At 35.1% G+C, this 17,723-nt stretch carries 19 protein-coding genes and 1 tRNA gene; 17 read left to right on the plus strand and 3 right to left on the minus strand.

Annotation, left to right across the window (positions count from 1 at the left end):
- Positions 1-6: 6 nt before the first annotated feature.
- Positions 7-267 (plus strand): hypothetical protein, encoded by a 261-nt coding sequence (locus tag NFRAN_RS07955; protein ID WP_134484485.1) that lies wholly within the window; start codon positions 7-9, stop codon positions 265-267.
- A 3-nt stretch (positions 268-270) separates the two neighbouring features.
- Here NFRAN_RS07955 and hisS read toward each other — a convergent pair whose 3' ends face one another.
- The gene (gene hisS / locus NFRAN_RS07960; protein WP_172602209.1) at positions 271-1,581 is read right to left on the minus strand and encodes a histidine--tRNA ligase; all 1,311 of its coding nucleotides are present in this window, start codon (positions 1,579-1,581) and stop codon (positions 271-273) included.
- Between the two features lie 93 nt (positions 1,582-1,674).
- Here hisS and NFRAN_RS07965 point away from each other — a divergent pair, with 93 nt between their 5' ends.
- The 6 genes from NFRAN_RS07965 (at position 1,675) to NFRAN_RS07990 (ending at position 6,324) form a co-directional block, all read left to right on the plus strand.
- Entirely contained in the window at positions 1,675-2,118 is a 444-nt protein-coding gene (locus tag NFRAN_RS07965) for an archease (protein ID WP_134484489.1), read from the plus strand.
- A 158-nt stretch (positions 2,119-2,276) separates the two neighbouring features.
- Positions 2,277-2,630: a thioredoxin gene (trxA, locus tag NFRAN_RS07970; protein ID WP_134484491.1), complete on the plus strand. Its 354-nt coding sequence runs from the start codon at positions 2,277-2,279 to the stop codon at positions 2,628-2,630.
- Positions 2,631-2,815: 185 nt separating this feature from the next.
- Entirely contained in the window at positions 2,816-4,537 is a 1,722-nt protein-coding gene (locus tag NFRAN_RS07975) for a succinate dehydrogenase/fumarate reductase flavoprotein subunit (protein WP_134484493.1), read from the plus strand.
- Positions 4,537-5,031: a succinate dehydrogenase gene (locus NFRAN_RS07980; protein WP_134484495.1), complete on the plus strand. Its 495-nt coding sequence runs from the start codon at positions 4,537-4,539 to the stop codon at positions 5,029-5,031. Before NFRAN_RS07975 ends, NFRAN_RS07980 begins: the two co-directional genes overlap by 1 nt.
- A 94-nt stretch (positions 5,032-5,125) precedes the next feature.
- Positions 5,126-5,446: a succinate dehydrogenase gene (locus tag NFRAN_RS07985; protein WP_134485758.1), complete on the plus strand. Its 321-nt coding sequence runs from the start codon at positions 5,126-5,128 to the stop codon at positions 5,444-5,446.
- Positions 5,447-5,541: 95 nt separating this feature from the next.
- Entirely contained in the window at positions 5,542-6,324 is a 783-nt protein-coding gene (locus tag NFRAN_RS07990) for a succinate dehydrogenase/fumarate reductase iron-sulfur subunit (RefSeq protein ID WP_134484497.1), read from the plus strand.
- 40 nt (positions 6,325-6,364) lie between these two features.
- Here NFRAN_RS07990 and NFRAN_RS07995 read toward each other — a convergent pair whose 3' ends face one another.
- Complete coding sequence (locus NFRAN_RS07995) at positions 6,365-6,736, minus strand: metal-sulfur cluster assembly factor (RefSeq protein ID WP_134484498.1); 372 nt, start codon at positions 6,734-6,736, stop codon at positions 6,365-6,367.
- 100 nt (positions 6,737-6,836) lie between these two features.
- On the opposite strand from NFRAN_RS07995, the gene argH reads away from it, so the two are divergent.
- The 6 genes from argH (at position 6,837) to NFRAN_RS14350 (ending at position 12,169) form a co-directional block, all read left to right on the plus strand.
- Positions 6,837-8,345: an argininosuccinate lyase gene (gene argH / locus NFRAN_RS08000; protein ID WP_134484499.1), complete on the plus strand. Its 1,509-nt coding sequence runs from the start codon at positions 6,837-6,839 to the stop codon at positions 8,343-8,345.
- A gap of 64 nt (positions 8,346-8,409) precedes the next feature.
- A complete protein-coding gene (locus NFRAN_RS08005; RefSeq protein ID WP_134485760.1) occupies positions 8,410-8,733 on the plus strand; it encodes a DNA-binding protein in 324 nt (107 codons plus the stop codon).
- Between the two features lie 32 nt (positions 8,734-8,765).
- The gene (locus NFRAN_RS08010; protein ID WP_134484500.1) at positions 8,766-9,419 is read left to right on the plus strand and encodes a hypothetical protein; all 654 of its coding nucleotides are present in this window, start codon (positions 8,766-8,768) and stop codon (positions 9,417-9,419) included.
- Positions 9,420-9,471: 52 nt separating this feature from the next.
- On the plus strand, positions 9,472-10,389 hold the full coding sequence (locus NFRAN_RS08015) for a branched-chain amino acid transaminase (RefSeq protein WP_134484501.1): 918 nt from the start codon (positions 9,472-9,474) through the stop codon (positions 10,387-10,389).
- Positions 10,390-10,458: 69 nt separating this feature from the next.
- Positions 10,459-11,415 carry a Gfo/Idh/MocA family protein gene (locus tag NFRAN_RS08020; protein WP_197731158.1) on the plus strand — a complete coding sequence of 319 codons (957 nt, stop codon included), beginning with the start codon at positions 10,459-10,461 and terminating at the stop codon, positions 11,413-11,415.
- A 250-nt stretch (positions 11,416-11,665) separates the two neighbouring features.
- The gene (locus tag NFRAN_RS14350; protein ID WP_269472318.1) at positions 11,666-12,169 is read left to right on the plus strand and encodes an acyltransferase; all 504 of its coding nucleotides are present in this window, start codon (positions 11,666-11,668) and stop codon (positions 12,167-12,169) included.
- Positions 12,170-12,391: 222 nt separating this feature from the next.
- On the opposite strand, the gene NFRAN_RS08030 is transcribed toward NFRAN_RS14350, so the two are convergent.
- Complete coding sequence (locus tag NFRAN_RS08030) at positions 12,392-13,675, minus strand: hypothetical protein (protein WP_134484503.1); 1,284 nt, start codon at positions 13,673-13,675, stop codon at positions 12,392-12,394.
- 193 nt (positions 13,676-13,868) lie between these two features.
- Between NFRAN_RS08030 and NFRAN_RS08035 the strand changes: the two genes are divergently transcribed.
- From NFRAN_RS08035 to NFRAN_RS08050, 4 genes are all read left to right on the plus strand, one after another.
- A complete protein-coding gene (locus NFRAN_RS08035) occupies positions 13,869-15,005 on the plus strand; it encodes a DUF354 domain-containing protein (protein WP_172602210.1) in 1,137 nt (378 codons plus the stop codon).
- Between the two features lie 48 nt (positions 15,006-15,053).
- Positions 15,054-15,144, plus strand: a tRNA-Gln gene (locus tag NFRAN_RS08040).
- 457 nt (positions 15,145-15,601) lie between these two features.
- Positions 15,602-16,069, plus strand: a complete 468-nt coding sequence (locus NFRAN_RS14355; protein WP_134484505.1) for a hypothetical protein — start codon at positions 15,602-15,604, stop codon at positions 16,067-16,069.
- Between the two features lie 377 nt (positions 16,070-16,446).
- Positions 16,447-17,055 (plus strand): DDE-type integrase/transposase/recombinase, encoded by a 609-nt coding sequence (locus NFRAN_RS08050; RefSeq protein WP_134484506.1) that lies wholly within the window; start codon positions 16,447-16,449, stop codon positions 17,053-17,055.
- The last annotated feature ends 668 nt before the right edge of the window (positions 17,056-17,723 follow it).

Below are 17,723 nucleotides of genomic sequence, written 5' to 3' on the forward strand. Positions count from 1 at the left end.
AAACATATGAATGACTTTAACCTCATTGGAAAAATCTATTTTGCTCCCAATACTTCTGATACTGAATTAATTGAAAAGGCTATGTTGCGATTGAAAGAAAATGGAATTCCTGAAGAAATTATTGAAATTAATTATAATGTTCAAAATCTTAACGAAGGAGATTTATACATAAGCTATGATCCTCCCGATTTGATATTAAGAGAGGTTTATGCCAAAACTCAAAGCGGATTTATAAAAATGAAAAGTCTCAAATCTATTAAACTTTGAAATTTAGTTAACCATCTTGTCATTGTCTGATTGACTTAACTCCTTCACTAATTCATTAAAGTTCTCATCGGCTTTAATTTTAGTATATTTATTTTGTAAAGTGTTTTTTAGGATGATTTCTCCTCTTTTTTCTATTTCATCCTTTTTAAGAATTATGATGTTTTTGCTCTTTCTGTTTTCAGCTTCGGTAATTTGTTTTGAAAAAGATCTCTTTAGAAGATCGTATTCTGTTGGTATATCCTTTCTTCTTAATACCGAAGCCAAATGCTCGGCATAACCAAATAACTCATGAGAATTGTAAATTATAGAGGTAACATTCTTTCTATCATCGTGTGCTCGTTTACTTAAGATGTCTTGATTTTTCAATGCCAGAATTATACGTTCTACACCACCGGCCGCGCCTGTGGCGCCTGCATCTCTTCTTCCAAAAATTTCTGGAAGATTGTCATACCGTCCACCACCAACAATTGCTCCAAAATTATTGTTAATATCAACCGCTTCAAAAACGATTCCAGAGTAATAATCCAATCCCCGTACAATCCCGAGATTGATTCTAACGTTGACTACTCCCTTGTTATATAATGATTTGATTATTTTTTCAATTTCATTCCAAGCAGATAGACCGAGGGGCTTTAATGTCTTGTCAACCTGGTCGAAAGATCCCTTATTGTCAGCGAATTCCATGATTTTTAGTAAAATTTCTGTACTGATCTTATTTTCATATTCTTTTAATACTTCTATCTTTCCTTTTTTAGGTATTTTATCGATTGCTCTGTAGATCTCAAAAATGATATCCTTATTAGAAATCTTGAGAATGCGTTGTACGTATTCTTCCAAAAGTGATCTACTACTGATTTCTATAACTATGTTTTTTAAACCCAATTTATTCAGAAAAACAGATGTAAATTCTATAATTTCAGTATCAGCTTCTATGCAAGAAGGACCATAGATTTCTATGTCCCATTGATGAAAAAACCTGTATCTTCCCGCCTGGGGTTCATCATATCTCCAAACACCACCAAACGAAGCAATTTTTGCGGGAATTTTAAGATCCCTTCTTGAAGCAAAGTATCTTGTTAGACCTATTGTTATATCAAATCTCAGAGCCACCTCCCGATTTCCTTTGTCTGTAAAGTTGTAAATCTCTTTGATGATAGCTGGACCAGACTTGGATTCTAGAGTTGACAACAATTCCAATGGGGATGGTTCCATAATTGTGAAATTAAAAATTCTGGCAGATTCGATGAATGTATTTCTTATAAAGTTGATATTTTCAAACTCTTCGGGTTCCAGATCTCTCATTCCCCTTGGCAACAAAAATTTCATTACAGACTAAAATGCTATAACCGTTTTAATTTAGATTTTCCGGTTTATTATAATATATATATTAGAAATATACATACTTGCATGGATCATCGAAATGTTGAGTATCTTGATCATATGACTGACGCATATCTTCGTATACATGGAACTAATTTGGAAGAGGCGTTCGAGTATGCAGGCAAGGGATTGGTTGGCACAATGTATGAACTTGAAGGCATACAACCTAAAAAACAAGTTCCTATCGTGGCTGAAGGAAAGGATCTAGAAAATCTTTTGTTTGACTGGCTTGATAAGATCTTGCTAATTGTATTGATTGATAGGATTATTATGTCCAAGTTTATCGTCGAAATCGTCCGAGACGAAAAATCAGGCAAGTATATAATTAATGGATATGGAGAAGGTGAAAACATAGACCCCGACAGACACGAACTAAAGGTAGAGATTAAAGGGATCACTTATCACGAGATGAAAATCATTGAAAACAAGGACAGTAACGGAGTCACTATTGAATATATTGTAGACTTGTGAAGTGAAGTGTTTTTGTTTATATACATATTTGTACCTTGCTTTAAATAGCGTGAATACAAGGGTTAAGCTTTCTCTAATGTATTCGCCGTGAATCTAAACACAATCTAAACTATGGTAAAGTCTTATATATGAAATACCGATATAAATTATCCGTAAAAATGACAAGCGCATCAGGATCTACTACTTCTAATACCATAGTCGAACTATCTGAATCCAATTTTGAATCTTTTATTTCCGAAAATAAATTAGTACTAGTTGACTTTTGGGCAACATGGTGCGGTCCTTGTCAATTTATGTTACCAATTTTTGATAAACTATCAAAAAAATATTCAGATAAAGTCCGGTTCGGTAGATTGAATGTTGATGACAATCAGTCTATTGCAATGCGTTTGGAGGTATATGCTATTCCTACCTTTGTTATGTTTGTTAATGGTAATGCCATAGACAGAGCAGTCGGCGCAGTGGGAGAAAAAGGATTGGAAGCACTATTACAAAAAAATCAGCTTCATTAGAATATATTGTATATAAACTATAAATATTGGTAAAACGCGCGTATTTTCAAACTAATGACAAAGTTATATTTATACAGCCCTATCTAATATTGATTAAGAGTAGCAATCAAATTGAAAACTCTTATTTGATTATTAGAAAGAATTTATTATTGAGATAATTTAGTTATCTTCAGTGAGACAAATACTTGACCGAGACTCTTTCTTATGATGTAATTATCGTTGGATCCGGGTTGGCTGGACTTAGGGCTGCTATTGCTGCAGCCTCTAAGAATAAAACTCTGAAAATCGCTGTTATATCAAAAGTACAGGTTATGCGTTCTCATTCCGTCTCTGCCGAAGGTGGAACAGCTGCAGTGCTTTATGATAATGAGGGCGATAATATAGAATCTCATATTTATGATACCATAAAAGGGAGTGACTTTTTGGCCGATCAAGACGTCGCTGAAAGGCTTGTAAATTCAATTCCTAGGGAGATAATTCAACTTGACAGATGGGGAATGCCTTGGTCTAGACGTGATAATGGTCGAATTGATCAGAGGAAATTTGGCGGATATTCTTTTCCTAGGGCTACATATGCTCAAGATAAGGTTGGATTTTATGAGATGCAGACTTTGTATGATACCTGTCTTAAATTTGACAATATTTCTTTCTTTAATGAATGGTTTTGTACTTCTATTCTGCACGAAGGTAATAATTTTCAAGGATTCACTTGTATAGAGATGAAAAGTGGGAATTTTCTAAACATTACTGCCCCGTCTGGAATAATCTGCACTGGCGGCGCTGGGAGAATTTTTAGCTTTTCTACTTACGCTTATTCGTCTACACCCGACGGTTTGGATATGGCATATCGTGCCGGAATGGCATTAAAGGATATGGAGTTTGTTCAATTTCACCCTACTGGAATCTTGCCTTCTGGAATATTGATTACTGAAGGTGCTCGTGGAGAGGGAGGTTATCTGATAAATTCAGAGGGTGAACGCTTTATGAAAAACTATGCTAAAGAGAAGTTAGAATTGGCTCCTAGGGATGTAGTGTCTCGCTCTATGATTACAGAGATTCAGGCTGGTAGAGGTTTTAAACATGTTACAGGAGTTGATTGTCTAAAATTAGATCTTACTCATTTAGGGGAAGAAAGAATCAAAGAGAAACTAGCTGGAATTAGGGAAATCGGAATTAAGTTTTCTGGAATTGATGTAATAGATGAACCAATTGAAGTTAGACCTGTATGCCATTATATGATGGGAGGGATTCACTCCAACGTAGATGGGGCAACCGAGTTTAATGGATTATGGGTAGCAGGTGAAGCATCCTGTAATAGCACACATGGGGCCAACAGGTTGGGAGCTAATTCTACGTCTGAATGTCTTGTTTGGGGTGCAATAACAGGAGAATTGGCTGCCAATCATGCTCTTAGTAAAAAGAATATGTCAATAAATATCGATGATAAGCAAATCTTGCAAGAGGAAAAAAGAATTTATGATGGTATATTCCGAGGACGTGGTGATGTGAATCCTTATGAAGTTCGGAAGACTCTGACAGACACTATGGATGAAAAGGCCTATGTTTATAGAAACGAGAATGATCTAATAGATGGACTAAAGAAAATCCGAAGTCTTAAACTAATGTCGTGGAAACATGTAAATGATCAAGCAAAGGAATACAACACTAATTTTATTAATGTCATGGAGATTGATTCGATGTTACGGGTTGCTGAAGTAGTTTTATTGGGTGCAATTAATAGACGCGAATCTAGAGGTGCACATTCAAGAATTGATTATCCTTATCGTGATGATAATAACTTTTTAAAACATACTCTTGCTTATTATAGTAGCGATGAGACGGAACCAAGAATGGAGTGGCATCCCGTTATATTTACTAGATATGCTCCAGTGGAGAGGAAATACTAATGGGACTCAAGTCCGAAGAAAACAATAATTCTGAAATTAAGAGTACTGATAATAGACCTCAAGCAGATAATGGGCGTGTAGGCATCAAGGGCTGGCTTAATCCTACACGGTATGGCTGGGAAAGAGTATCGTATTGGCTGCAGCGCTTGACCGGTGTTGGTTTATTGATATATTTTGTGGGACATGTGTATGAAACAAGTTCTCTAGTCAATGGAATGGATGCTTGGAATAGTATGTTGGAGTTAACTCAAACAACTGGAGGACATATTTTCCTAATGTTAGTTATAGGAGCTAGCACTTTTCATACAGTTAATGGGATAAGGCTTATTTTTACAGAATCGGGAATAGGGCTCGGTAAACCAGGGCGTCCTGATTATCCATATGATGCCACGTCTTTAAATTATAAGCAAAAGTCAGGAATCTGGGTTGCCTTGATATTAGCCGCAATAGCCATGCTATATGGTGGAATGGTCATGTTCGGAGATGCTGGTTAAAATATGTTCATGGTCTATAAATATCTGGTAATTAGAAATTATTTGGAGCACGATGCATAGAATGCCGTTATTGAAACTACGAGAGAGTCAAATAATGAAGATTCATTATTTGACTGGTATATGCGCCGTTTTCTTCGTAGCTATTCACATACTATTTAGACTTGTTATGCCCTTCGGACAGAGCCTAGAATATGAGAATGTTGTAGCCAACTATCATAACGTATATTATGTTATATTGTTGGAATTGATATTGATTTTCATTTCCATTCATGGCTTTAATGGTTTGAGGGTCATTTTATTGGAGCTTAAACAAGACTCTTGGTGGGAGTCCACAATGACTATATTGGTGTTGGCTGCAATGATAGGTGTCATTGCATATGGTACAAGAACAATTATCATTGGAAGTGGTTTGTAAAATGCAGCAGGAAACAAATTGTAGACATACTTATTCGTCGAATTTGTTCAAATAATGACCATATGAGATAACACCACAAAAGAATGTGAATAGAAATGAGTGAAAAAACAAACAGAATAAAATTGAAAGTGTTTAGAACAAATTACAACAAGTCATCACTAGCCTCTTCTTATTATGATGAATTTGATATTACTGTTAAACGATGGACAACAGTTTTAGATGCGTTATTAGATGCAAAGTGCTATTCTGATAGTAGTATAGGAATACGCTATTCTTGCAGAATGGCCTCTTGCGGTTCATGCGGAATGAAGATAAATGGCAAGCCTAGACTAGCTTGTTATACAAAGATATCAGAATTAAATGATCAAACAGTAGTTTGTGAACCTCTACCTAATTTTCCGCGCATAAGAGATCTGGTAACCGATTTTACACAATTCTTTGCACACCATAAGAAAATTGAACCTTTTGTTCACAATGATGATGTATCGCTTCAGGTTACTGAAAAAGATGAATTAGTCGAATTTAAACAAACCCCAGAAGACGTGGAAAAGTATTTACAATTCTCTTATTGTATCAAATGTGGCCTATGCTATTCAGCTTGTCCTACAGTAGCAACTGATTCTAAATTTCCAGGACCTCAAGCATTATCTCAGGCTTATAGATACTTGGCTGACAATAGAGACGATGGTGAATCAAAGCGATTCAAAATAATTGATGAGCGACATGGAATTTGGAGATGCCATTTTGCAGGGTCTTGCAGCAATGTATGTCCTAAAGGAGTAGATCCTGCATTGGGAATCCAGCTTTTGAAAGGACATTTAATGGGTGTTTCAAAGAGCGATAAAAAAATTGCTTCTATCAGATCAAAGGACGAGTGACGCCAACAACAATAATTCTAATAACATAGTATTATTGTTATTAATCTTCTGCTTGCTTTTTATTTTCATTTTTTGCTTCTTGCTTTTCTTCTTTCTGTTCTGAGGGTTTCTTGCTTTCATTTACCTGTTTGTTTATCGCCTCTGCCATGAAGTGATTACTCACGTTTACCTTCACGTCTTTAATGCCGTCAACCTTAAAAATATTGTCTCTTACATCTTGTGCAATTTTAAATCCAAATACTGCAGGACAAAAGGGACTGGTGAGATGCAAATCTACATTAACTTTTCCTTTGTCTATGTCTACTTTGTCTATTAACTCCAATTCCATAATGGATACTCCTATTTCTGGATCCACTATCTTCGTAAGTTCATCAAATATTTGTCGCCTTGTTAATTGCAAATCCTGAGACATATTGTTAATATATGGTCGGCTTTCCTATTTAATGATTCTTTGTCCAGTTTCATCATAATTTTAGATTTATATTAAAATAACAGCACAAGTAAAATTTTCCATGTATAGATCTCGACCCAGCGGAAATTTGGATAATAGAGCTTTATCATACTTATCATCTATAACAGAGGATTCTGATCTATTCTATTATGATCTTTTGGGGAGTCAAGCTCATGTTATAATGTTATATGAATCCAATATTTTATCTAAAAAAGAGACAGTAGAAATTCTTAAAGGAATCGATCAGTTGTTGACTAATTCTAACACCTTAAATGAATATGCTGATACCTATGCTGAGGATATTCATGAAATGGTTGAATCAGCACTAATTAAGATGACAACTATGGATATCGGAGGCAAAATGCATACTGCAAGGTCCCGCAATGATCAGGTTGTGTTAGACATCAGAATGAAGCTTCGTGATGATCTAAATAGAATATCTTTAAATTTACTTGATTTGATAAATTCTCTTTTAGCCAAGGCAGAAGAACATATTGATACCATAATGCCTTTATATACTCATCTACAACAGGCTCAGCTAGGCGTATTTTCACATTATTTGCTATCTTATTGTTTCTCTCTGTTGAGAAACTTTGAACGGTTTTCTGAAAGCTATAAACGAATTAATATTTCTCCATTGGGAGCCTGTGCAATAGGTGGAAGCAGCATGAATATAGATAGAGATAAGGTGGCCTCAATGCTGGGTTTTTCTGATATTGTATACAATAGTGTGGACGCCACCAGCTCGCGTGATTTTTTGGTTGAATTTTCCTCTAATGCTCTTAATACCATGCTTGACCTTTGCAGAATATCGGAGGATTTTATTATATGGTCTACATCAGAATTTGGGTTTGTCTCTTTAGATGACCATTTTAGCTCATCTTCTTCTGCAATGCCTCAAAAGAAGAATCCCGATCCATTAGAGCTAATACGTGGAAAAACCGCAAGTACAGAAGGGAATTTAATCGCTATTACTTCAATCCTAAAAGGACTGCCTTCTGGATATAGTCGAGACTTGCAGGAAATAAAACCCTTATTATGGAAGACTTCGTCGACATTAGAAACTTCGATTGAAATGATGAAAGAAATCGTGTCCACAATCCATGTAGATCAAAATAAGATGTATTTGGCTTCAGTCAACAGCTATGCTGTTGCCCTTGATATAGCAGAACAATTAATCAAAAATGGAGGCATATCTTTTAGGTTATCTCATAAAGTAATAGGTACTATTGTAGACTATGCTTCAAGACTTGGAAATGTCCCTTTGAGTTCATTGACCCTATCAGACATAACCGTTGCTCTTAAGAAAATTGACTTTTCACATGAGGTTATTACATCAGAAATGATACTGAACTTAATAAAGCAAAATACTCCAGAAAATTCGATCAGATTTCGAAAAACAAAAGGTTCACCAAATAAAAATGAACAAAAAGCCATGATTGCTCATATAGAAAAAATGGTTATTGATTGTAAAAAAGATCTTGACAATAGGCTCAATAAGTTGCATTTGGCAAAAGATTTGTTGGATAAAAAAATAAAACAACTAATCGATGAAGGTCACAACACTTAATAATAGACTGTATTAACTACTTGAGATCTTAGATTTAAATTATCCTCTGGAATTACTTTTATTGATGTCAGAAGTACAATCACAACCCGACCAACAAAATAAAGAAAACACACCTACAAGAGATGCAATTTATATTGGAAAAAAACCATTAATGGCATACGTCACTTCAACACTTATACAACTAGCAAATCAACCTTCTGTAACTATCAAAGCGCGTGGTTTGAGCATTGGCAGAGCCGTAGATGTATCTCAAATAATTTTAAAACGGATGGAAAATGCAGGTTATGCTATTGGGGATATCAGGATCGGATCTGAAACAGTTCAGGCAGAAGATGGTAGAACTCGAAATGTTTCAACCATAGAGATTGAGATAAAAAGAAATTCTTAAATATCTTTGTATTAATTTTTGTTCCTTGTGCTATGGAAAAAAGGACAGCGGCAATATTTTTAGCACATATTAATCCATTAACAATTTCACATGAGAGAATTATAAAGAATTTGTTGCTGCAAAACTATAGCGTTTATATATTTCCTGTCCGATTCCTAAAGAATAATCGAGAAGTCAATACTCGAAGCTTTCCATTCTCCTATGAAATCCGAAAACAAATGATACTTGAATCATTCGGATATGATGAGCACATTCATGTTTGTGGCGACTATGCATTTCACTCACCTTATTTACAGTATTTTCCTCCATTTGTTTCTCCAGCATTTAAGAAACTTAAAAACAAAATAATGATTAACATACAGGAAAATTCATTTGTAACTTATACTGGGGATAGGGCAGAGAGGGTTTTGTTATCCTTATTTGGTTTTAAACCGATCAAGGCAAGGAGACAAGTTATCTCTTCTACAAATGTAAAGAATCTGTTATACAATTCGGTTATACAACAGAATGATATGTATGATAACAATGGATATAATGAAGGTCAAGTGAAATGGAGCGATTTTGTATCTCCCAAAGTTATGGAAGTCATTAAAAAAAATTGGGAAATCATAAGAGCTTTTTCGATCTCCAAGGATGAAACTATTCGCGTCATGGGGATGAAATTCCCAAAGAATGGATTTATTTGATCAAAAAATTCATAATTTAACACTTTTATAGAAGTAAAAAACTTGCAAAATTATGAATAGTAATAATGCCGAGTTTATTTGGTTTGATGGTGAATTCAAACCTTGGGATTCAGTAACCGTACCCATAACTACTCATGCAATACATTATGGAACCTCAGTATTCGAGGGTATAAGAGGTTACTCCAATGATGAGAATCTGTTTGTGTTTAAACTTAGAGAGCATATAGAAAGATTGATTCAATCTGCTGAGGTCTATTCTATTAATTCCCGATACTCGATTTCTGAGATATGTTCTTCTACAGTTGGGCTTTTAAAAAGGAACAATATTAAAAAATCCTGCTACATTAGACCTTTATTATTTGTTGGATTACATGGCATTGACCTTAATGTCACTAAGAATTCGCCTTCCCACTTGGCAATTATTGCGTTTCCATTTAATAGATACTTCCCAGAAACAGGGATAAGAACATGTATTTCATCGTGGAGGCGAATAAATGAGAACTCCACCCCTCCCATGGCCAAAGCAGGTGGCAATTATCTGAATTCAGTTCTTGCCACTCAGGAGTGTAAAAGAAATGGCTTTGATGAATCAATTCTCTTGGATTATCAGGGCAACGTAAGCGAAGCCCCTGGGGAAAATATTTTTCTGATCAGGGGAAATAAGATTTATACTCCTCCTCTCTCAGATTCCGTCTTGGAGGGAATTACACGAAATACTGCTATAACATTGGCAAGAGATTTGGGATACGAAGTACAAGAGCGATCTATAACTAGAACGGAACTTTATATCGCCGATGAATTATTTGTAACTGGCACAGCTGCAGAGATTACTCCTGTTATAAGCGTTGACAATCATAAGATTGGTAGCGGACAAGTTGGCGAAATTACCAAGAAAATTTCAAACTATTACCAAAAAGTTGTTATATCTGAGATCCCTGAATATAGGGAATGGCTTACGCCTGTATGGTAAACGTAACATTAGACGTAATAAAAACAAATACGAATACAAAAAATATTTAATCGTGGCGAATACAAGAGTTTGGGTGAAAAATCAATAAAAGCTGCCGTGATCGGTACCGGTGGCTGGGGAAAAAATCATGTTCGAGTTCTGAATGATTTAGGGGTACTAGCTGCTGTTTGTGACTCTGATGAAAATCGATTGAAAATGCTTTCGAAAAAATACAAGGTCAATTCCTATACTAAATTGGAACACTTGCTTCAAAAAGAAACTGATCTTGATGCATGTTTGGTGTGCACTCCAACCAAAACTCACTTTCAAGTTGCCCAAGAGGTTATGAAAAATAAGATACATGTTTTTGTAGAAAAGCCCTTATCTTTTTCCTCAATAGAGTGCGAGAAGCTTACTGAACTGTCCAAATTGAATAACGTAATTTTGACATCTGGATACATCGAACGCTTTAATCCTTCTATACAGGATCTGAAACAGATTATTGATGAAAACACTTATGGTGAATTATTAATGATGGAATTTCACCGTGAGAACCGTATGCCTCTACATATAAAGGATGTAGGCATCATCTATGATACGTCTGTACATGACATAGATACTGCAATGTTTATTTTCAATGATAAACCAAATGTCGTTTTTGCTCGTGCAGGAAAGCGTTTTCATAATTCGGAGGATTTTGCGACTATAATGCTTGGTTTTTCTGGCCAGAAGGTTGCAATTATCGTGTCGAACTGGATTACTCCAAAAAAAGTTAGACGATTTTCAGCTGTATGTTCAGAAGGTACTATTACAGGCGATTTTCTAACCCAAGAAATTAAGATAGATGATGAAAACAAAACCCTTATCCCTAGGAGAGTTTTCAGAGAACCATTGACTCTCGAATTGGAAAATTTCATCAAAGCAGTTTCTGGTAATATTACAAAGTTTCTAGTTACACCAGAGGATGCAACGGCGGTAACAAAAATCGCAGAAGCGGCATTGATTTCTAGTAACACTGGCAATCCCGTTTATCTTTCATTCGATTAAGTTAGCGTGGCATAAAAAAGGGAATCAAGTCTTGTTGTATGATAACTATATAAAAAGAAGCACCCTTTGAGATAGTCATTTGATCTATATTTGATTTACAAGATATAGATAGATAGATAGAAGCGTAGTAGCATCAACAGCAGGCCATTGTTTCATTTCTTTCGCTCTCCTTATCAGATAAATAAAAACCAGAAATTACAATTTGTGAGTAAATTATAAATGGACTCGAATGAAAGTTTATGTGATTAGATTGTCAGAAAACTCTAATAAAATATCTGTAATTAACTTTGTTTCACCAAAAGCCACCATAGGTAATAATGTCAAAATTTGGCATTTTGCATATGTAGGTAATGATACTATTATTGGAGATAATGTTATGATCGGCTCTCTTACTCATGTTGATTATGGGGTCAAAATAGGGAACGGGTGTAGAATAGAGGGATCCGTATATATCCCCCCACTTACTAAAATTGGAAATAACGTTTTCATTGGGCCTGGAGCTACTTTTACCAATGATCCGTATCCTATGAGTAAAAAAATGGTAGGGGTGGTTGTTGAGGATGGAGCTATAATTGGAGGAGGTTCTGTTATTAAGCCTGGAGTAACTATTGGTAGAAATAGTGTGGTTGCCATGGCTTCAGTAGTAACAAAAGATGTACCTCCAGACATGGTTGTAATGGGACATCCTGCACGGATAAAATATGATAGATCCCAGTATGACAAGAAAAAGAATGATTGGGAGAGTCAGAATTAATAACGATACTGGGAATTAGATAGATTCTTGGATAATTGTGATAACTCTATCAGTCGGTCAGTATGTATGTACAGAACTAATACTGTTACTAAATTACTGATATCAAATTCTTCCCCATACTAATAAGAAGTTACTTCAATTTCACTTAATATTTGATAATAATTTGGTAATAAAAGACAAATGTGAAAAGTAAAGAATGTAAAACAGCTGTTAAACATTTAATTAAATTTCAACAGTATCAAACGTGGAATTTGCAGATATTATTATTATTTTATAGTTTGGAGGGTGATGTTGGTTAACATTGCTGTTCATTCTTTCGATTATTTTATTATAATCAAAATTTGAGCATGCAATTATGATGTTGTTTAATGAATTGGGTATATAGTTTTCTACATCTTGTACTTCGACTTCTGCGATGTAGTCTCTAAGCTTTGATTCTAATAATTCTCTTATAATTGCTTTGTCTCCTCTTATTTCGTGATTGTCAATTGTCCAAAGAATTGTTACCTTTGTTCTACTTGCCTTTATTTCTCTCTTTTTTAATTGGCTTCTTGTTTCATCTACCAAACTCTTGACAAATCCTTCTATAGATTTTATTGTTCCATTGACTAAATAACTCAATGCGGATGAACTCGACAGTGAGTGACTTATAATTCTGAGATCAAATAATGCATTTGCTATTTCATCAAAGTAAATATTTTTTTGAGTTTCGTGAAGAATTTCTTTTTTATCTTCTTTTAATTTTGCAAATCTCGTGATTTCGTTGATACATGTTAAACTTGAATATCTATTTATCACATTTATTGAATGATTTAACTCTGCTGCTATTATGCTGCCAACTTTTGTATTACTGTGTACGGAATCCTTTTTGGTAGCTAAATTTAAGATACTGTTTATGAAGGGGTTAATGTCGGTGTCAGTTTGTTGTTGATACGACCCGATTATTATTTGACTTGGGTTACTATTATGTGTCATTGGATCATAGTAGTATAAAATATCTGTTCCAACAATCAGACCAGATTGGTGCTCAATAAGGGTAATTATCTCATTATTTCCCCCAATTCCAAGTGGAACATTGATAACTATAGCTGTATTTTTGGTCAAATACGTAATCAATTCTTTAAATTTTTGAATTATTTCATTCTTTACATCTTGATTGATTTTCCTAATTCTGGGAGCGAAAAAGATTACTGGTGCGTTGACGATGGCTTTATCAAAAGGTTCCAGATTCAAAAGCGGTTCCTCATCGGTTAGGAAGTTGATGTTCGGGAACTCTTTTACTATTTCTGAAGTGAGAACTATTCCAAGTCTGGAGTTTTCGTCGATAATGATCACTTTGGATTTTCCTTGTATTATCTTCTTGGCAATTTCGTATCCTTCGGTGCTTAATCCATAGATTACAATATAACCGTCCTTTGAATTTTTTTTGGTTGCAACAATTTTCTTGTTATCATTATCATTGCGAAAATTGTCAAAATAATCTATAGGTACTTTTTCGGAATGCATCGACTTTTCGCCTTCACCTTCTTTGAGCACCCTTCCTGAAATACCCTACTCCCCCAATAACTTACTTTTCCTTTTATTTATTTAGTTTTGGATTTATTGATTTTAACTGCAATTTCGATCGATAAAAGGAATAATAGTAGTCAATCAGTCAAAGAGAAAGAATTTTTTAACATCTCGGAATTACCTTATGAATGTGAAGATTTGGTTCGATATATTAACTCCCAAACAGATAATGTTTTTCAGCCCTGCTATTGCAATTTTGCAAGGTGACGGTCATGATATACTTAGTACCTCTAGAAATTATAGGGAAGCAAACGAATTGTCTAAACTAAAAGGACTACATCTTATTCGAGTAGGTAGCCATGGCGGATCAAATCTTTACGATAAGCTCTATCAAAGTTCCAAGCGAATAGTCGAGCTAACAAAAATAGCATCAAAATTTTCTCCCGATTTAGTGGTAAGTTTCTCATCCCCTGAGGCCTCTCGTGTTGCCTTTGGTCTGGGTATTAAACATATTGGGTTCAATGATTCCCCACATGCCGAAGCTGTTGCCAGACTAACGATTCCGCTATTATCAACTTTATTTTCTCCATCCGCGATTCCCTTGACAGCTTGGAAAAAATTCGGAATATCTCCAAAAGACATAATCCAATATAATGGATTGGACCCTATGGCATGGCTAGACCAAACATACAAGAGTAGGGCAGTCAAAGGCACTCTATACTCCAATAATTCCTCTAAATCAAATTCCTCCTCATCAAATTCAAGTCAGAATTTGTTTGCAAGTTTAGGTATTGATGACAGTAAAAAATCTATATTGATAAGACTGGAAGAATCAAAGGCCGCCTACATTTCAAACAAGAATCTAAGAATCCAGCCTCTGTCTTTTGTGGATCACGTTGTCAATACCTTTGGTCCAAAAACCAATGTTATAGTTTTATGCAGATATCCAGACCAAATCAGAGAAATGTCCAAGAGATTTGCAAATAAGGCCACCGTACTAAAACGGGTTGTAGACGGGGTAGATCTGCTAAAGAAGGTAGACGTTTTTATAGGAGCTGGCGGAACCATGACTGCCGAATCCGCATTATTGGGCAAGCCGACTATTTCTATAGCCCCTATCCAATTCTATATAGACGATTATCTGAAAAAAATTGGACTCGTAAAACAAGCTCTCACTCCTTATCAACTTGATAAATTGGTAAATTCATTTCTAACAGATCAAGAGAGGTGTGATGAGGTTAGAGATAATGCAAATAGGATAATAAAGGAAATGGAAAATCCAATCGAAAAATTGATCAAATATATTTCTACAATGAGTAAAAAATAGATTCGTAAAATTAATAACATCCGTAAATACAATATAGAAATGCCCGGAAGCCCGGTAGTATTTAATTGATGCCGAGTGTAGTGGCCAAGCATAGAGGCCTTTGGAGCCTTTGACCCCAGTTCGAATCTGGGCCGGGCTACTTGTGGTATTGTACCAGTTTAGTTTATCAAATGATAATTATTGCAACAATTTGTCGGTTTTAACATAATATTTTTAGATTTACAATAATCGGACAATTCGTTAGTTAGTTAGTTAGTTACCGGATCTCGTACAGCTAGAAATCATATAGTTTTTCTTCTAGATCGTAATGAAGGTCATACCACAATACGAGTCTATTTTCTTCAGCGAACCACTATACATGTTCTTACTTATATAGACAGGTAGATTTGAGGTCATTGGGTTTTCAAACCACAAATTATCACTTCTCGTTTGCAATACGAAAAACCAGTTCACACGTTGATACATGTCATTCAGACATATGTGTAATCATGCTCGTCAGACTTCAATAACTAATAGAATTATTTTCTAAATTTCCATTACATAGTTTAGTATCAAAACTCAGTTTAATCTAATTGTTATTGCTAAAATGATTAAAAATGATTACCATCAAATCTTTGAGTGGAATGATGCTCGTAACCACGGCATTGTTCTTAAGTGGGTTATCGCTGCAACAGTCAGCAGATGCGCAGCTATTCGGAATTGGGAGTTGCATAGTTAACTGTATAGGTGGTGAACAAGGACCACAAGGACCACAAGGACCTCCAGGACCACAAGGACCTCCAGGACCACAAGGTGAAAAGGGTGATACTGGTGACCAAGGACCACAAGGACCTCCAGGACCACAAGGTGAAAAGGGTGATACTGGTGACCAAGGACCACAAGGACCACAAGGTGAACAAGGACCTCCAGGACCACAAGGTGAACAAGGACCTCCAGGCGATGATTGTCCAAACGTAAGTGGATTACATTCACCTGGAATTCCAATAATATTACCGGATGGTGTACCTGTGTATCCAGATAATGGTGCAGAAGGAGTTTGTACTCCAAATCCACCAACACCTTAATTTTTTTTGATACTTTTATTATATCAATAATTTATCCAAAAGATAAGGATTCTTATATCAAGTATTCGTTCTCTTATTTTCCTCTAACAATATTCAATGAATCTAATAATTCTCTCAATATGGTATAATTCAATAATATTTCGGTTTATTAGTAATCAATTAGACAGGTCAATGAAGAAGGAGACACTCTTCAAAGTTTTATTTGAGACATAACAAACAATATAGGAAATTCGAGATTCTTAATCAAACATATTGCTTTCTGCGCTTCATCCAGCCTAATTCTGGTACGAATATTAGATAAGATTATGTTTAATAGTTTTTACTGGCTCTGTTCAGTTAACGATAAGCCTATAGCTTGAAAGCATTCCATTTCTTTTATGCTTACTAGAAACAGAACGCCTTCAAAGTATGTATATTATGGGTTGCATTTGTACTTTTCAGGCCTATCGTTAAGGAAAGCCTCGGAAAGATTATCTCAGATATACAAGAGAAATCACGTTTCCATCTGGAATTGGATTCAAAAATACAGGCCTCAAAAATTGAAAGCATCAAGAAGAAGAATTCTAGAATATATTGTAGACGAGACCATGTTAAAGGTGGGATCAGAGTTTGTCTGGCTCTGGGTTGCAACTGAACCCGAAAACAGGCAAATTCTCGCACTGTCTATCTCTAAAGAAAGAAACATGTTTGTAGCTGAAAGATTCATTTCAGATTTAGTCAAGATTCATGGAATTCATCCAGTTTCGACTGATGATAGAGGTACTTGGTATCCAATGGCCTGTAGATTCTTAAATCTCGATCATCACATTCATTCCTCTCTGGAGAAAAGTCTGATTGAAAGAAAGATGCAATACATAAAGGATAGAACCGAAAGTTTCGATGACTACTTTCCTTGTAGAATAAAGAATTGCAAGTTAAAGCATGTACGGAATTGGCTGCGGCTCTTTGTAGACTATCATAACAATGAAATAAAACATATTAAGTGAACAGAGCCTAATAGTAGTACATGAAAGTATATATATAAGTTATGCTTCTTTATGGTTTTTAGTTAAAATACAATAATAGATAATTAATTGATATAAAAACTGCTACTGACATTGCGGGTTCAACGATGTCTACATTTTTTAATCTTATTGTGCAGGCATGAGGGAAGCAAGCATTACAATCTATCATTATGCTTATACTGCTCTCTAACCCAATCTGGATGATACCTTAAGAAAAAATCAATCAGATGATAGAGGTAAAATAAATGATTCCAAAAAAACTACTGTCTTTAATTTGTACATTGCAACAAAATGTAATGTAGACAATTCTATTTAACGCTACTTGAAATATTTTTTATTCGATCGATATGATCTTTTCAAACTAATCGCAACTGAAATTGATGGTCTTAGCAATTGAGGGTAATTTGTAATACCTTTTTTCAAGAGAATTGATTCTCAAACAATTCGATTATTTTACTAATTCGAGTAGAATATTTTGAGGATTAATCGCTTTTACTTCAGACTGCCTTTAGAGCATTTTACCAAACAATAACTTCGTCTAACGGGGCACTGACCATTTTTTTATGATAGGTAGCAGGATTGAACTTAAGTTTTCAAATCGATAATTAAAGACAGTGTACTTGAGCTCAGACAATTGCTCCCTTGACTTG

Source organism: Candidatus Nitrosocosmicus franklandus, assembly GCF_900696045.1.
GTDB classification, from domain to species: Archaea; Thermoproteota; Nitrososphaeria; order Nitrososphaerales; family Nitrososphaeraceae; genus Nitrosocosmicus; species Nitrosocosmicus franklandus_A.

Coding starts and splice junctions, on each gene's coding strand:
- NFRAN_RS07965 (WP_134484489.1), top strand. CDS start 1,675: ATGGATCATCGAAATGTTGAGTATCTTGATCATATGACTGACGCATAT.
- NFRAN_RS07985 (WP_134485758.1), top strand. CDS start 5,126: ATGAAGATTCATTATTTGACTGGTATATGCGCCGTTTTCTTCGTAGCT.
- NFRAN_RS07995 (WP_134484498.1), bottom strand. CDS start 6,736: ATGTCTCAGGATTTGCAATTAACAAGGCGACAAATATTTGATGAACTT.
- NFRAN_RS07980 (WP_134484495.1), top strand. CDS start 4,537: ATGGGACTCAAGTCCGAAGAAAACAATAATTCTGAAATTAAGAGTACT.
- NFRAN_RS07955 (WP_134484485.1), top strand. CDS start 7: ATGAATGACTTTAACCTCATTGGAAAAATCTATTTTGCTCCCAATACT.
- NFRAN_RS07990 (WP_134484497.1), top strand. CDS start 5,542: ATGAGTGAAAAAACAAACAGAATAAAATTGAAAGTGTTTAGAACAAAT.
- NFRAN_RS14355 (WP_134484505.1), top strand. CDS start 15,602: ATGATTACCATCAAATCTTTGAGTGGAATGATGCTCGTAACCACGGCA.
- trxA (WP_134484491.1), top strand. CDS start 2,277: ATGACAAGCGCATCAGGATCTACTACTTCTAATACCATAGTCGAACTA.
- NFRAN_RS08030 (WP_134484503.1), bottom strand. CDS start 13,675: ATGCATTCCGAAAAAGTACCTATAGATTATTTTGACAATTTTCGCAAT.
- NFRAN_RS08015 (WP_134484501.1), top strand. CDS start 9,472: ATGAATAGTAATAATGCCGAGTTTATTTGGTTTGATGGTGAATTCAAA.
- NFRAN_RS08050 (WP_134484506.1), top strand. CDS start 16,447: ATGCTTACTAGAAACAGAACGCCTTCAAAGTATGTATATTATGGGTTG.
- argH (WP_134484499.1), top strand. CDS start 6,837: ATGTATAGATCTCGACCCAGCGGAAATTTGGATAATAGAGCTTTATCA.
- NFRAN_RS08005 (WP_134485760.1), top strand. CDS start 8,410: ATGTCAGAAGTACAATCACAACCCGACCAACAAAATAAAGAAAACACA.
- NFRAN_RS08010 (WP_134484500.1), top strand. CDS start 8,766: ATGGAAAAAAGGACAGCGGCAATATTTTTAGCACATATTAATCCATTA.